Source organism: Pedobacter gandavensis (genome assembly GCF_032678465.1).
Lineage (GTDB): Bacteria > Bacteroidota > Bacteroidia > Sphingobacteriales > Sphingobacteriaceae > Pedobacter > Pedobacter gandavensis_B.
Genome location: NZ_JAVTSK010000001.1, coordinates 382,567 through 397,450, shown reverse-complemented (window position 1 = coordinate 397,450; position 14,884 = coordinate 382,567). Strand labels below are relative to the sequence as shown.

Below are 14,884 nucleotides of genomic sequence, written 5' to 3'. Positions count from 1 at the left end.
TATTGTAACGCGCGTCATCATGATGAAAATTAAATATTTACTATTATCGAGCTTTTTAATTGGTTCTGCTCATGTTGTTTATGGACAGCAAAAATTGAAGGATAATACTGTACAAGGCAGTCCCCTGCCAAATAAAGATGCTGTTCTCGAATTAGAGAGCAATAAAAAGGGTCTTTTACATGCAAGGTTAAATCTTGTGCGTACCACTGATGCATCGCCGTTAACCGCACATGTGGCGGGAATGATGGTATATAATACTGCATCTGTTAATGATGTAAAACCAGGTATTTATTACAATGATGGCAACAAATGGCTGGTTTTAAGTAATGGTTTAGCACAAAACATTGCTTATGATCCGCTTTTAAACAAAATTACCTATACGGATGCTACTGGCAGTCCTCAATCTATTGATCTGATAGCTGCAGTAAAAGCCAATGAGACTCTTACATTATTGGTGGCAAATCCGGATGGAACACTGTCTTATACTGATGAAAAAGGGATTAAAAAAGATATTAATTTACCCGCCCTAATCAAAAATCACGAGACAAAATCTGTCTTAAAAGATAATGGTGATGGTACTTTAACCTTTACCAATGAAAAGGGAGAAGTAGTTAACGTAACCCTTACCAGTGGAAAACAAGGTGCAAGTACTTATGAAATAGCAGTAAAAAATGGATTTATTGGTTCGGAAGCGATTTGGCTGGCCTCATTAAAAGGTGCAACAGGTCCCGCTGGAGCAGCTGGCACGGCTGGCAATACCGTATTAAACGGTTCAGCCGCTCCGACTGGTGGTGCAGATGGTGATTTCTTCTTGAATACCACTACAAATACATTATATGGTCCAAAAGCGGGTGGCCTATGGCCGGTTACTGGAGTTTCACTCGTAGGCGCGACTGGAGCTGCAGGTCCTGCGGGAGCTGCTGGAGCAGTAGGCGCAGCCGGTAATGCCATATTAAACGGTGCTGATACTCCTACTGGTGGTGCTGATGGTGATTTCTTCTTGAATACCACTACAAATACTTTATATGGTCCAAAAGCGGGTGGCCTATGGCCGGCTACAGGAGTTTCACTTGTGGGCCCGGCTGGGGCTACAGGTCCTACGGGAGCTGCTGGAGCAGTAGGCGCAGCCGGTAATGCCATATTAAACGGTGCTGGTATTCCTACTGGAGGTGCTGATGGTGATTTCTTCTTGAATACCACTACAAATACTTTATATGGTCCAAAAGCGGGTGGCCTATGGCCGGCTACTGGAGTTTCACTCGTAGGCGCGACTGGAGCTGCAGGTCCTGCAGGTCCTGCGGGAGCTGCTGGAGCAGTAGGCGCAGCCGGTAATGCCGTATTAAACGGTGTTGGTACTCCTACTGGTGGTGCTGATGGTGATTTCTTCTTAAATACCACTACAAATACTTTATATGGGCCAAAAGCGGGCGGCCTATGGCCGGCTACTGGAGTTTCACTTATGGGCCCGGCTGGGGCTACAGGTCCTGCGGGAGCTGCTGGAGCAGTAGGCGCAGCCGGTAATGCCGTATTAAACGGTTCAGCCGCTCCGACTGGTGGTGCTGATGGTGATTTCTTCTTAAATACCACTACAAATACTTTATATGGCCCAAAAGCGGGCGGCCTATGGTCGGCTACAGGAGTTTCACTCGCAGGCCCGGCTGGGGCTACTGGTCCTGCTGGAGCAGATGGTAAAAGTATCATCAATGGAACCGTTGCTCCTCTACCTGGAGATGGAAAACCAGGTGATTTTTATTTGAACACTGTGACCAACATATTGTACGGTCCAAAAAATGAAACCACCGGTTGGCCAGCTACTGGCGTTCCACTATCCGGCCCGAAATTCTTCTACATGCCACCAGTTATATTTGATACCTCATCCCCTGGTGCAACTGAAATCAAAAGAAATCTTTACGAAGAATTTAAAGCTCAGTTTACCGGAGTTGTATTTATAAAAAATGATGTGACAGGTGGTAATGCAGGCGTAGTTTCAAGTGACACTTTTGTAAGTAGCACTGGTACTGCAATCCCTGCTGTACATATCCCTGCTGTTTCGGCACTGGACTATTACATTACCTACTACGATAAGAATTCCATTGAAATTGTAAGCCTTAGTGCCAATGGTTTGTTAACCTACAAAGTAAAAGCCAACGCCACAGCTGCAACTTATATGAATATTGTATTCGTTATAAAATAACCCCGATGAGGACATTCATATATAAATTGACGTTACTTTGGGGTATAGTACTGGCTGGTATTACCCCTGCCCATTCCCAAACCGGAGCCGGGTCGTCTACCGCCGATAACACTGTAGTTACAATTGCCGCTGGAGCCACAGAACAACGTTTTTCTGAGTCATCCTATTTTGGCCCAGATGCCCAATGGGAGATAAATGGTACACTGGAAATATGGAGCAAGAAAATATGGATTTCCCCAACAGCGCGTTTTACCGGAACAGGGAAGATCATTATTCATGATCCAGGTACCAATCCTTATTATTTAGGTATGACAGCCGGGGCAACTCAAATTGATGGTAATAATGGTCATCATATTGAAACCACTATCCAATTGAGCAATCCTGCAAATTTAGTCCTTACGGATCTTCCAGATCCAGGATATCATAAAACTAATCCTACACTGGCAAAGGCAGGAGCATTAAACATTGGGGGAGTTTTTGAATTTACCGTTGATGGAGCTGATGTGCTACTTAATGGATATGATTTGGGAATTGCTTCAACAGGCACATTAATAGGCTACAATAGCAACAGAATGATTGTAACGGGAAATAGCATCGCAGGACATGTGATCAAGAGTTTCTCTGCCGTCCTACCTTTTGTATTTCCGATTGGAATAACTGAAGGTGATTACACTCCCGCAACATTAACCCCTACTGGAGCCAGCACATTATATGTTAGTGTACAGGATTATGCAGGATCTACCATCACTAAACCACTCTCCCAAAAAGGGATGGATCGCATTTGGCACATCTATGCCAGTTCGGCTATCAATACCACTTACACATTGCAACACAACAGTATCACAAATGGTAGTGCCTATTTAAACGAAACTGCAGAAATTATGCAATATGCTGGTAGCGGAAACTGGCTTGGAGGGAGTACAGTTCTTCAGCCTCCCTCAACACAGACTAGGGCAGGTATCATTACCACTGCACAGCCATTGGCAGATGCAAGCTGGTTTACTAAACTCAATGTCTTAATTGGACCTTCAGCTAACAACGACAATGATGATAAAGCTATAGTGGTTTCGGGTGCTCCAATACAGGTGAATGTACTGGAAAACGATAAGCCAGGAAGCAGTCCGATTGTAGTCGCTAGTGTTCGCATTACTGAATACCCTAAAAACGGAGCCGTAAAAGTGAATTCCGATGGAAGTGTCACTTACATATCGCAGGATGGTTATGTAGGGGAAGATACTTTTGTTTATGAAATAACTGATGAAAATGGATTAAAATCCACTGCAAAGGTAATGCTGAAAGTGAGCCCAAGACCTCTTCAAATACCTAACGTATTTACGCCAAATGGTGATGGTAAAAATGATGTATTCAAAATTATCGGCCTTGAAGGTTTTGAAAAGGTAAATGTTAAAGTGTTTAACCGCTGGGGCAACGAGGTATATAATAACGGGAATTACAAGAACGACTGGGATGGAAGTAACTTGAATGAGGGTACATATTATTATTTGATTGTTTTAAACCATGCCGGAAAAACCGAGAATTATAAGGGCTGGGTACTAATTAAACGCTAATAAAATGTGGACCGCTAAAACAGTTATTACAAGTAAAACTATGAATAAAGACAGAGTAAAAAAGATATGGATGGTTACAAGCTTGGTTTTGGTTGCTTTATTCCCAACCAAAGCACAACAAAATATCCAGTTCTCTCAATATATTTTCAATTCATTGAGCGTAAACCCGGCATATGCAGGCTACAAAGAACAATGGTTCGCTCAGATGGCGCTTAGGAGCCAGTGGACTGGCCTGGACGGGGCGCCAAGAACAGGCCAGATCTCTATTGATGGAGTTGCGGACCCGACCAAAAAAAACATTGGCCTGGGATTACAGTTTAGTTCAGATAAACTGGGTGCTCAATCTGCAAATTCAATTTATGCAAATTATGCGTACCGACTAAGATTAGATGATGAGGATACACAGCGTTTAAGTTTTGGCATTGGCCTGGGGCTGGCGCAGTATGGTCTTGATGGAAATAAACTAAGACCTACTGAACAGGGAGATAATGAACTTCCTACAGGAAAGATAAGTAGCCTCATCCCTGATGCACGTTTTGGAATTCATTATACAAGTCCAAAATGGTATCTCGGACTCTCGGTAATGGATATGTTTTCCGGAGACAAAAATAATGGGATCTTTAGAGGGGATGCCGGTACTGCTCAAAATCTAAAAAGGAAAAGACATTTTTACCTGATCGCCGGTACCTTATTAGATCTGTCTGAAGATACAAAACTACGCCCTAGTATCTTGTTAAAAGAGGATTTTAAAGGTCCTACCAGTTTAGATTTAAGTACAATGGTGATATTTGGCAATAAGTTCTGGCTGGGCGGATCTTACCGAACCGGATTAACATTGTGGGAGAAAGACTTCAATAAAGGACAAAGCCTAAGTCAGCTTAATTCAGTTTCAGCCATTACCCAGTTTTATGTTAGTGAGCGCTTTAGACTCGGTTATTCTTATGATTATATCGTCAGTAAACTTAGCAGCATCCAAAATGGAACGCACGAGATAACCATAGGCCTGACCTTTCCACAAAAAGGAAGACGATTACTTAGCCCAAGATACTTTTAAGATTTATAGTCCATATATCGTTTAGAAGGGAGAACAACATGAATAAAAAATATATCAAATACATTTTTCTTTTAGCCTTTTCAATTTCCAGTAATGTTGTTTCTGCACAGGAACAACCAGGCCTAAGACAAAGAGCAGATCAATTGTACACACAATTTAAATATGCTAATGCTGCCCCAATTTATCTGAAGCTGGTGGATACTAAAAATCCAAAATTAAAGGATCTGGAACGCTTGGCAGATTGCTATCAAAGAATGAACGACTATGAAGCGGCTGAGAACTGGTATGCGCGCATAGTTCAGGATAGAGAAAGCAAAATTGAAAACCTGATTCATTACGGTTCCGTCTTAAAATCTAATTCTCGCTATGCGGAGGCAAAAAAAGTACTATCCCAATATGCTGCAAAAAGTGGTGATTCAAAACGGGTTGCCAACGAAATTCTCGGTTGTGATTCTGCAATACTATGGATGGCAAAACCGACTTCACATCAGATAAAAAATGAAACTGAAATCAACTCTGGATTTGCAGATTTCGCTGTATTTCCAATTGGAAATAAGGTATACTTTACTGCTGAACCTGATGAGAGATTTTTAAAAAATAAAGATGGACGGACAGGAAATCCCTTTCTTAAAATTTATACCGCTGAGCAGAGCGCAGACCATCATCTAACAGCAAAACTGATCGACAAATCCTCATTTAACAATGAAAGCTATCACGTTGGTCCAATTATTTCCAATCAAAAAGGAAATACCCTATTCATCACACGTACCTATCCAGGTAAAAATGGAGAAGTTAACAAAGAGAACAACCGGAAATTCAGAACCAATAACCTGGAGCTTTTCATTTACACTTCTAATAATGGCACATACGATGTTGTGCCTTTTGCTTACAATGACGTTAAAAAATATTCAGTAGGCCATGCAGCGTTGAGCCTGGATGAAAAAGTACTATATTTTGTTTCAGACATGCCAGGCGGCTTTGGCCAGACCGATATCTGGTTTTGTGAATTGCAGAGCGATGGCAAATGGGGCAAGCCTCAGAATGCGGGTCCTAATATCAATACTGAGGAAGAAGAAATGTTCCCGAATATTGGTGTAGATGGCACATTGTATTACTCAAGTAACGGTTTGCCGGGTATGGGGGGACTAGATATTTTTGCTTCAAAAGGTGCAAAAAGCACCTGGACCAAATCCCAGAATCTAAGATACCCTGTCAATTCTCCCGGTGATGACTTTGCATTTATCACCAATAAATCCATTGATGATACTGTAATGGGCTACCTTTCGTCAAACCGTAAAGGAGGATTGGGTAATGACGATATATACAGTTTCAGCAATGTTAAGCCTAAAATGATCCTGGCTCTAAAAGGTCTTACTGTTAACAAGACTACTGCACAAACTTTAGCCGCTGTAAATGTTACACTCTACGCAAATGGCCGTCAGATTGTAGCTAAACAGCACAGTCAGGCAGATGGAACTTTCTTCTTTGAACTTGAAAAAGGAAAAGATTATATGGTGGTAGGACAAAAGGAACAATTTTTCAGTGATTCTACGGCGCTCAGTACTCAAGGCTTGAGCAAATCAGACACCTTAAACCTAACACTCCGATTAGAACCATTATTTGAAATAGGTAAGTCTATCGCCATACAAAATATTCACTATGACTTTGATAAGGATAATATCCGTAAAGATGCGGCAAAGATTTTGGATGAACTTGTACGCACCATGCGCGACAATCCCACACTTGAAATTGAATTAAGTTCTCATACAGATAGCCGTGGAGCTGATAGTTATAACCTGGACCTTTCTCAACGCCGTGCAAACTCTGTTGTAAATTATCTGGTTAACCGGGGCATTTCAAGGAGCCGTATGACAGCAAAAGGATATGGCGAGACACAATTACTTAACCATTGTGGAAATGGGCAGAAATGCTCTGCAGAAGAGCATCAGGCCAATAGACGTACTGCATTTAAAATATTGAAATACTAATGATTCTTCCCTGCATGTTTTCAATAGAACATGCAGGGAAAGATCTTGAAGGACTCTCCGCCTATTAAAGCTTTTTTTAGTGTCGAACTGCGAAGGCTTATTTTAGTAAAAAATAATCTAAAGTATGCTAGTAAATATCTGCGGACAAAAAAATTGGCCCTTCAGAGCATTACTAGACACTCATTCGCTCTGCCCATTTTAATTTCTCATGCAGCTCTTGATTACAAAATTCAATGTGGATCACTCTCCGTTTGTTATTATTGATAGTACGGCTGGAGCTATGCAACAATAATGGCTTCATGATCATTACTCCTCCCTTGGGAACATCGCAAGTTTGTTCGGTCTCCATTGACCAATCGATATCTTGAGGCCTATAGACACCTTTCAAATGAGAACCAGGAACAACTTTTAACGCCCCATTATTTTCATTCGTATCATCAAGATGGATACGAACGGTATATATCTGCTTTAAGACATCCAAGGGTGGCTGAACTGAAAATTGATCTTGCTTAATAGTCCACTTACTGTAATCATCAAGCTCTACCTTCCTGTCCACCGATATTGTCAAATCCTGATGATATGAAACGAACCAGTTAGATTGTTCCGGCTTATCGAAATAAATAGATTTTACAATAAAGTAGTCCCAACCAAAAAGGTCATGAATGAGCTGTTTAAATTCATCGTTAAGTATTAGTTGATCTATTTCAGGTACTTCTTTTAAAAATTGTCTGATTGCAAAAAGGTCAGCAGTTTTTCTAAACGTTCCTTTCGACATGTCGGCCTGGCCAATCAATTTTAGCATTCCTTCAATCTGCTCATTTGAGAAAATATGCTCTAGTGTAGTAAAACCGAAGCTTTCTAATTGTGACTTATAAGGATCAACATTTTTCATCAAAACGAATATACTGTCTCCTCCTGATAAAACCGTACAGATATCCTAAGTTTTACAACGGCTGGCATTGATCCTGAATTACTCAAGCAATATGATAGTGAGATCGGAATATTCATTCGGGAGCCTAAAATAAAAAAGCCTGCTAATCATATGATTGCAGGCTTTTTAAGCTATTTGACGTCTTGTCTTGCGGACCGGACGGGACTCGAACCCGCGACCTCCGCCGTGACAGGGCGGCATTCTAACCAGCTGAACTACCGGTCCGTGTTTCCCTTTCGGGTGGATTTTATAGTAGATCCTCTACTTAACAACTTCAAGTTCTCATCTGAGTAACTTTTGCGGACCGGACGGGACTCGAACCCGCGACCTCCGCCGTGACAGGGCGGCATTCTAACCAGCTGAACTACCGGTCCGTTGTTCCCTTTCGGGATTGCAAATATAGAGTCTTTATTTATATTTACAAACTATTTTTTCAAATAATCGCAACTGGTTAAGCCACAGAGCCTTCTTTCATTTTTTCTGCGTTCTCTGCAAACTGTAATGCATCGATCAACTCCTGAACACCACCATCCATCACGCCACTTAGGTTATAAAGTGTCAATCCGATGCGGTGATCTGTTACTCTTCCCTGAGGATAATTGTAAGTTCTGATCTTTGCTGAGCGATCCCCAGTCGATACCATCGTCTTACGTCTTGCAGCAATGTCTCCATTTTTCTTCTGCAATTCAATATCATATAGCTTACTACGCAGCATCTCCATTGCAATGATTCTGTTTCCAAGCTGAGAACGTTCCTGCTGACAAACCACTACGATTCCCGAAGGTCTGTGGGTCAGCTGCACTTTTGTCTCTACCTTGTTCACATTCTGACCACCGGCTCCACCTGAACGGGAAGTCTGTAAGTCTATATCTGCAGGGTTGATATATAAATCGATTTCTTCCGCTTCTGGTAAAACCGCAACAGATGCAGCTGAAGTATGTACACGACCCTGTGTTTCTGTATCTGGTACACGCTGTACACGGTGTACACCTGATTCATATTTCAATTGTCCGTAAACATCTTCCCCGCTTACTTTCAGGATCACCTCTTTATAACCACCAGCAGTACCTTCAGTTACATCAACAGTTTCTACCTTCCAACCCTTTTGCTCAAAGAAACGGCTGTACATACGGTACAAATCACCAGCAAATAAAGCTGCTTCATCGCCACCAGTACCTCCACGAATCTCAAATACAGCATTTTTAGCATCTTCAGGATCAACAGGAATTAGCATCAAACGTACTTTTTCTTCCAGCTCTTCCTGTTGCTTTAACAACAGATCCAATTCTTCCTTCGCCATATCACGCATCTCAGGATCTTTCTCTGTCGATAGGATTTCTTTGTTTGCCTCAATATTGCTCATTACATTCTTGTAGATTTTGTACTCCTCTACAATCTTGCCTAAATCTTTATACTCTTTATTTAAAGCCGCAAAACGTTTCATGTCCTGCATAGTATCAGGATTACTCAACTGTTCTTCTACATCTTCCCAGCGTAGTTTAATTGCTTCTAATTTCTCTAACATATTATTTTTTCAGAAAATTAAAACTTGTTGCCCTTTCCATTTTGATCCGTCCTGCGGACCCTGTACGGGCAATTGATTTATTTTGGAAGGCAAAAATACGGCTTTTTCAGTTAATTGACACTAAAAATTTATTGCTTACCGGATTCTTGTACTCCTGTTGTTTACTTTTCGAAATAGTTCAGTGTTAATTCTTTGCCGTCAAATACTGCATAAGAATTAAAATTAATCCATTCGCCAAGGTTCACATACTTACTTTTGCCATTCAGATCGATCTCTAAGGGCAAATGGCGGTGTCCAAACACAAAATAGTCGTAATGTCTCTTTTGCAATTGTTCTTTTGCATAAATCGCCAGCCACTCGAACTCTTCTCCATGAAATGCTTCCTCCGTTTTATTGGCTACTCTGCTACTTCCCGACCACCAATTGGCAATCCCAAGTCCAACACGGGGTGGAACAATGGAAAATAACCACCGACAAACCGGATTTCTGAATATTTTCCTTAATAGCTTATATTTCTCGTCACCAGGGCCCAATCCATCACCGTGGTGGAGGTAAAAACTCTTGCCATTACGTTCCATGACCAGCTCATCACTAATCACTTCGATTCCCATCTCTTTGGTAAAATAATCTTTTACCCACATGTCGTGGTTCCCCTTGAAAAAATAAATTTTTATTCCGGCATCGTTCATGGAAGCCAGCTTCCCTTGCAGGCGAACAAAACCTTTTGGGATGACTTCCCGGTACTCAAACCAGAAATCAAAAATATCGCCCATCAAAAAAAGCTCACTGCAACTGCTTTCTATAGCATTTAACCAGCGAATGATCCGATCTTCGCGCTTTCTACTTTCCTGATGACTGGGAGAACCCAGGTGGAAATCAGAAGCAAAATATATGTTTTTTGTCATCAGTATGAACAAAGATAAGTAAAAAAAATATCGCAACTTTGTCATAAGTTCTACCAATTATCTAGAATATATCTAAACAACCACCATTATTAAAACAAAAGTTTGTAAATTCGCACAAAATTTAAACACATGATTTCTACAGATATAGCCATTATTGGCGCCGGACCCGTTGGTTTATTTGCAATTTTTGAAGCAGGACTCCTTAAAATGCGTTGTCATTTGATCGATTACTTACCTCAGGTAGGTGGTCAATTGTCTGAAATATATCCTAAGAAACCTATTTATGACATTCCGGGCTACCCAACAGTACTTGCTCAGGAGTTGATTGACAACCTAATGGAACAAGGGAAACCTTTCCATCCTGGTTTTACTTTAGGAGAACGTATTGAAGGTCTGGAGAAACGTGGAGAAGCAGATTTTGTGTTGACCACTAATATGGGAACGATCATCGAAGCTAAAGTAGTGGTTATTGCTGGTGGATTAGGTTGTTTTGAGCCTCGTAAACCTGCAGTAGAAGGATTAGAGCAGTTTGAAAATGGTAAAGGGGTGAATTATATGATCCTTGATCCTGAAAAATACCGTGGTCAGAAAATGGTAATCGCAGGTGGCGGTGATTCTGCTTTAGACTGGACCATTTTCCTTGCAGATGTTGTTGAGGAATTGACATTGGTTCACCGTAGCGAAAGCTTCCGTGGTGCTCCAGATTCAGTAAACAAAGTTATGGCTTTAGCGGAAAGCGGAAAAATCAACCTGGTATTGAACAGCAACCTGAGCTCAGTTACAGGAAACGGAAAATTGGAAGCAGTAGAACTGGTTCATAACCGTAGTTTAGAGAAAAGTATCATCCAGGCAGATCACTTAATCCCTCTTTTCGGATTAAGCCCTAAATTAGGTCCAATCGAACAATGGAACTTAAATATTAACAAAAGTGCAATTGAAGTAAATACGGATGATTATTCAACGAACATTCCGGGTATTTATGCGATTGGTGATATCAATACTTACACGAATAAATTAAAATTAATCCTTTGCGGTTTCCATGAGGCAGCATTAATGAGTCATAGTGCTTACCAGTACATGAACCCAGGCGTAAAATATACCATGAAATACACTACCGTAAACGGGGTATCCGAATTCTAAGCATGGAAGAAAATAACATTACCCTGCACGTCCAAAATCCGGACGGCAGCAGAACAACATTAGAAGCGCCTGTAGATATGGGCCTGAGCTTGATGGAATACCTGAAAGCATGTGAATACGATATTCTTGCCACCTGTGGTGGAATGGCACTCTGCGCAACTTGTTGCGTAGATGTATTAGAGGGTGAAGAGAAACTGAATGAGATGACTGATGACGAATACGCCATGCTCGACACCTTACCAGATTTACTGCCCAACTCCAGGTTAGCCTGTCAGTTACAGCTCAGTCCGGCAATGGACGGCTTGGTCGTTAAACTACACTAAAACATTAATTTTCTATAGGTGCAGCCGCAATTGTCTTGATTGGGCTGCCTATAGTTTTATATTCGCCCTCTCCTTTCAATATCGCCAACATCTTTGAAGCGTTGCCCAGCACTGCTTTCGCTGCATTTAGCTCTTTATCATATTGAAAAGCCTGAATCACTTTTCCTTTTTCATAATAATACCTGCTCACAATCTGTGTTTCCAGCACTCTTTTGATCTCTGGTTTAAAAGTAGTCAGATCAGTTTTTTTAGCACCCAGCATTTTATTCTTAAGATCATCCAGATCTGATTTTACTGCAGGTAACTTATTCTCTTTTTCAGCCTCTGTTCGTAAATCCGCCAATAATCGCTCTGTCCTGGAAACATAAGCATAATCTTTTCCATCCAGAGAACTGAGAAAAGCCGCATAATCCTGATCTGTTATTTGAAAACTTTCTGCAGGAGCAATGGATTTATGTTCCTTTTTATAAGTATTTGCATAATCAAAAAACAAACTTTTATTGAGCAGTGAGACGGTAATCGGACTTAGTTTAGGATTTTCTACAACTATATCAGGGTAAATTCCATTGCCGTCATATACATTTCTACCGCTACGGGTATTAAATTTGTTCATCAAAGAATCTGCAACTTTAGGTGTTTTTCCATTCGCATCTTTATGGGCGTAATCCATCGCCTGAATGCACCTACCAGATGGTGTGAAATACTTGGCTACGGTTACTTTTACTAAACTGTTATAAGGTAAGGGGAAGGTCTGTTGAACCAGTCCTTTTCCGTAACTACGCTGACCGATAATGATGGCCCTATCTAAATCTTGTAATGCCCCAGCCACGATTTCAGATGCAGAGGCGGAATTACCGCCCACTAAAATGACCAATGGCATTTGTGGAAGCAGCGGGTCTGCCAGAGTTTTATAAGTAATCGTTTTCTGTGGATTTCTACCTTTCTGAGTAACGACAAGAATATCTTTATTCACAAAGAGGTTCACAATTTTGACAGCTTCCTGTAAAATTCCTCCACCATTATAGCGCAGGTCGATAATCATTCCCTTAGGCTGTTGTTTGTTCAGATTGATTGCAGCATCTTTAACTTCCTGCGCGGCATTTTCCAAAAACTTGTCCAGTCTGATGTAAGCAATATGATCGTCCGTCATGCCAGAATAGGGCACATTTGGTTGCTTGATCTCATCGCGATTAAGATTCTTTGTGATCACAGCGCCATTTCTAATCAGCAACAAGGTAACAGCCGAACCACGGGGACCTCGCAATAACTGGCTCACCTGAGAGCGCTCTTTCCCTTTTACTGCCACATCATTGATTTTTACGATCTGGTCGCCAGGCTTAAGGTCCTGCTTATCCGCTGGATAACCTTCAGACACTTCATTTACAAACAGCTTCCCCTCGATAAAAAGCGTACTTGCTCCGATACCCCCATATTGGGTGCTCACATATTTTAGTTTATAGTCTTCGACTTCAGACTCAGGAATATATTCTGTATAGGGATCCAATCCATCAAGCATCGCGTCGATACTATGGCGCATCAGGTCGGAAGGATTGGTTTCGTCTACATAATTGATGTTAATCTCTTTATATAAAGACGCGAAAATATCCAGGTTTTTGGAAACCTGAAAAAGATCTTCCTTAAACGACCAGGTTAAAGAAGCAAAAGCGATCAGTGAAAAGGCGGCTACAAGTCTGATTTTTTTCATTTTACCCATCTGTTGAAAGGTAAATTTACAAAAAAGGCTTGGAACTCAATAGGCTCTTGAGGAATTATAACCTGTTGCCATCAGGATCAGCCAAAGCTTTCTTGATGGTAAATTCTACATACTCACGGTTTCTTTTCACTAAGCCCATCAATTGTTCTACCAATTGGTCTTCCTGACCAGGGCTAAAGCTTAGGTTCTCCTTCGCCAGATCACGGTATTTTCTAAGAAACTTAATTTTAACCTTTGTCCAGGTCTCAGGAGTAAGTGTAAAACTTGCCATAGTGTATTGTAGTTTGACTACAAAAATAGGAAAATTTATGAGAGGAGCATACGGATTCCACATTCTCCCTTTAATCTGGTAAACAGATTTTTCCCATTCGAATAGAAGGAACACCTTCCCTATCTCCAAAATCCGTTTTTTCTCCCACCAAAGTCTCATTAGCAAGGAGGGCAAAAAGCACTGCTTCTTTAGCATCCGGATCGATGCCCAAATCTGCTGTAGTGCCAAATTTCGCTTCTGGTAAACCAGCTTTCAGCATACTTACCAATAGCGGATTGTGCATCCCCCCACCGCTCATATATATATAAGGTTTTGCTGAAGTTCCAAAACATTGCTGTATCGCATTGACGATTATCCTCGCCGAACAGGCACATAAAGTTGCCAGAACATCTGCTTGTTTCAAATTTGAAGTACCGGACTTCGCCTGAGCCGCCGATAAATAATGAAGATTGAAGAGCTCCGGGCCAGTTGTCTTCGGAAAATCTGCTGCTAAAAATTCATTTTCTAATAAGACCGTTAATAATGCTTCATTCACAACTCCCTGACTTGCAATTGCCGCATTTTCATCAAAATATAAGCCCGAATACTGCTGTTGAATATATTGATCCATCATGGTATTACCGGGTCCTACATCAGTAGAGAAAACTTTTTTAGCATCATTATCTCCGGGTAGATAGGTAAAATTGGCAATACCACCAATATTTAGCATGATGCGGTCCTCTCCCGCTTTCGAAAATAGCAGGTAATCTCCATACACAGCCAATGGTGCTCCTTCTCCTCCTGCGGCCAGATGCTTTTGCCGGAAATCGGCAATGGTAATGATGCCCGTTTTTACCGCGATATGGTCGCCATCGCCAATTTGGAGGGTGGCATTCGGATAATCAATTAAACCATGTAATGTCTCCGGAGCATGAAAAATTGTTTGTCCATGACTAGCTATGACATCAATTTCGTCAGCAGTTCTTCCCCAGGACTTCAAGGCTTCCAAAACAAGTTCAGCATGCTGCAAACCAATCTTCTCATTCATCAGACAAATCATTTGCAAATCTGCTGCTCTTTTAGAAAAAACAGACTTTACCTCGATCTTAAATTCCTCAGTGTAAGGAACCGTAGTAAATTCGAGTACCTTTATATTGGTCGCCGGACCAGCACCCTTTACTGAACATAGTGCAATATCTAAACCATCCAGAGAGGTTCCTGACATCAATCCGATAATCAAACGGGTTGGTTTTTGTAGTATTTCGAAGAGCTGCTTCCAGTTTGAATTCATA

The 14,884-nt window shown here is 41.2% G+C and carries 12 protein-coding genes and 2 tRNA genes; 6 read left to right on the top strand and 8 right to left on the bottom strand.

Annotated elements, in window-relative coordinates; translation table 11 throughout:
• Nucleotides 1-19 precede the first annotated feature (19 nt).
• The 4 genes from R2Q94_RS01670 (at nucleotide 20) to R2Q94_RS01655 (ending at nucleotide 6,804) form a co-directional block, all read left to right on the top strand.
• Complete coding sequence (locus tag R2Q94_RS01670; protein ID WP_316819690.1) at nucleotides 20-2,194, top strand: hypothetical protein; 2,175 nt, start codon at nucleotides 20-22, stop codon at nucleotides 2,192-2,194.
• A gap of 5 nt (nucleotides 2,195-2,199) precedes the next feature.
• Entirely contained in the window at nucleotides 2,200-3,762 is a 1,563-nt protein-coding gene (locus tag R2Q94_RS01665) for a gliding motility-associated C-terminal domain-containing protein (RefSeq protein ID WP_316819689.1), read from the top strand.
• A 70-nt stretch (nucleotides 3,763-3,832) separates the two neighbouring features.
• A complete protein-coding gene (locus tag R2Q94_RS01660) occupies nucleotides 3,833-4,816 on the top strand; it encodes a type IX secretion system membrane protein PorP/SprF (protein ID WP_316819688.1) in 984 nt (327 codons plus the stop codon).
• A 38-nt stretch (nucleotides 4,817-4,854) separates the two neighbouring features.
• The gene (locus R2Q94_RS01655; RefSeq protein WP_316819687.1) at nucleotides 4,855-6,804 is read left to right on the top strand and encodes an OmpA family protein; all 1,950 of its coding nucleotides are present in this window, start codon (nucleotides 4,855-4,857) and stop codon (nucleotides 6,802-6,804) included.
• 172 nt (nucleotides 6,805-6,976) lie between these two features.
• Here the strand turns inward: R2Q94_RS01655 and R2Q94_RS01650 are convergent, their stop codons facing one another.
• From R2Q94_RS01650 to R2Q94_RS01630, 5 genes are all read right to left on the bottom strand, one after another.
• Complete coding sequence (locus R2Q94_RS01650; RefSeq protein WP_316819686.1) at nucleotides 6,977-7,696, bottom strand: phytanoyl-CoA dioxygenase family protein; 720 nt, start codon at nucleotides 7,694-7,696, stop codon at nucleotides 6,977-6,979.
• 190 nt (nucleotides 7,697-7,886) lie between these two features.
• A tRNA-Asp gene (locus R2Q94_RS01645) sits at nucleotides 7,887-7,960 on the bottom strand.
• Between the two features lie 75 nt (nucleotides 7,961-8,035).
• A tRNA-Asp gene (locus R2Q94_RS01640) sits at nucleotides 8,036-8,109 on the bottom strand.
• Nucleotides 8,110-8,186: 77 nt separating this feature from the next.
• Nucleotides 8,187-9,260, bottom strand: coding sequence for a peptide chain release factor 1 (prfA, locus tag R2Q94_RS01635; RefSeq protein ID WP_316819685.1), 1,074 nt, complete (start codon nucleotides 9,258-9,260; stop codon nucleotides 8,187-8,189).
• Nucleotides 9,261-9,421: 161 nt separating this feature from the next.
• Nucleotides 9,422-10,165 (bottom strand): UDP-2,3-diacylglucosamine diphosphatase, encoded by a 744-nt coding sequence (locus tag R2Q94_RS01630; protein ID WP_316819684.1) that lies wholly within the window; start codon nucleotides 10,163-10,165, stop codon nucleotides 9,422-9,424.
• 129 nt (nucleotides 10,166-10,294) lie between these two features.
• Here R2Q94_RS01630 and R2Q94_RS01625 point away from each other — a divergent pair, with 129 nt between their 5' ends.
• Both R2Q94_RS01625 and R2Q94_RS01620 read left to right on the top strand, forming a co-directional pair.
• Nucleotides 10,295-11,305, top strand: a complete 1,011-nt coding sequence (locus R2Q94_RS01625; protein WP_316819683.1) for an NAD(P)/FAD-dependent oxidoreductase — start codon at nucleotides 10,295-10,297, stop codon at nucleotides 11,303-11,305.
• A 2-nt stretch (nucleotides 11,306-11,307) separates the two neighbouring features.
• Nucleotides 11,308-11,628: a 2Fe-2S iron-sulfur cluster-binding protein gene (locus tag R2Q94_RS01620; protein WP_062546508.1), complete on the top strand. Its 321-nt coding sequence runs from the start codon at nucleotides 11,308-11,310 to the stop codon at nucleotides 11,626-11,628.
• A 4-nt stretch (nucleotides 11,629-11,632) separates the two neighbouring features.
• Here the strand turns inward: R2Q94_RS01620 and R2Q94_RS01615 are convergent, their stop codons facing one another.
• From R2Q94_RS01615 to R2Q94_RS01605, 3 genes are all read right to left on the bottom strand, one after another.
• Nucleotides 11,633-13,333, bottom strand: coding sequence for a S41 family peptidase (locus R2Q94_RS01615; RefSeq protein ID WP_316819682.1), 1,701 nt, complete (start codon nucleotides 13,331-13,333; stop codon nucleotides 11,633-11,635).
• A gap of 64 nt (nucleotides 13,334-13,397) precedes the next feature.
• Nucleotides 13,398-13,613 (bottom strand): hypothetical protein, encoded by a 216-nt coding sequence (locus tag R2Q94_RS01610; RefSeq protein WP_316819681.1) that lies wholly within the window; start codon nucleotides 13,611-13,613, stop codon nucleotides 13,398-13,400.
• Between the two features lie 70 nt (nucleotides 13,614-13,683).
• Nucleotides 13,684-14,883 (bottom strand): anhydro-N-acetylmuramic acid kinase, encoded by a 1,200-nt coding sequence (locus R2Q94_RS01605; RefSeq protein WP_316819680.1) that lies wholly within the window; start codon nucleotides 14,881-14,883, stop codon nucleotides 13,684-13,686.
• Nucleotide 14,884: the final 1 nt, after the last annotated feature.

What these genes read in the sequence shown, in the direction of transcription:
- R2Q94_RS01670 (WP_316819690.1), top strand. Translation starts at nt 20, where the DNA reads ATGATGAAAATTAAATATTTACTATTATCGAGCTTTTTAATTGGTTCT.
- R2Q94_RS01665 (WP_316819689.1), top strand. Translation starts at nt 2,200, where the DNA reads ATGAGGACATTCATATATAAATTGACGTTACTTTGGGGTATAGTACTG.
- R2Q94_RS01660 (WP_316819688.1), top strand. Translation starts at nt 3,833, where the DNA reads ATGGTTACAAGCTTGGTTTTGGTTGCTTTATTCCCAACCAAAGCACAA.
- R2Q94_RS01655 (WP_316819687.1), top strand. Translation starts at nt 4,855, where the DNA reads ATGAATAAAAAATATATCAAATACATTTTTCTTTTAGCCTTTTCAATT.
- R2Q94_RS01650 (WP_316819686.1), bottom strand. Translation starts at nt 7,696, where the DNA reads ATGAAAAATGTTGATCCTTATAAGTCACAATTAGAAAGCTTCGGTTTT.
- prfA (WP_316819685.1), bottom strand. Translation starts at nt 9,260, where the DNA reads ATGTTAGAGAAATTAGAAGCAATTAAACTACGCTGGGAAGATGTAGAA.
- R2Q94_RS01630 (WP_316819684.1), bottom strand. Translation starts at nt 10,165, where the DNA reads ATGACAAAAAACATATATTTTGCTTCTGATTTCCACCTGGGTTCTCCC.
- R2Q94_RS01625 (WP_316819683.1), top strand. Translation starts at nt 10,295, where the DNA reads ATGATTTCTACAGATATAGCCATTATTGGCGCCGGACCCGTTGGTTTA.
- R2Q94_RS01620 (WP_062546508.1), top strand. Translation starts at nt 11,308, where the DNA reads ATGGAAGAAAATAACATTACCCTGCACGTCCAAAATCCGGACGGCAGC.
- R2Q94_RS01615 (WP_316819682.1), bottom strand. Translation starts at nt 13,333, where the DNA reads ATGAAAAAAATCAGACTTGTAGCCGCCTTTTCACTGATCGCTTTTGCT.
- R2Q94_RS01610 (WP_316819681.1), bottom strand. Translation starts at nt 13,613, where the DNA reads ATGGCAAGTTTTACACTTACTCCTGAGACCTGGACAAAGGTTAAAATT.
- R2Q94_RS01605 (WP_316819680.1), bottom strand. Translation starts at nt 14,883, where the DNA reads ATGAATTCAAACTGGAAGCAGCTCTTCGAAATACTACAAAAACCAACC.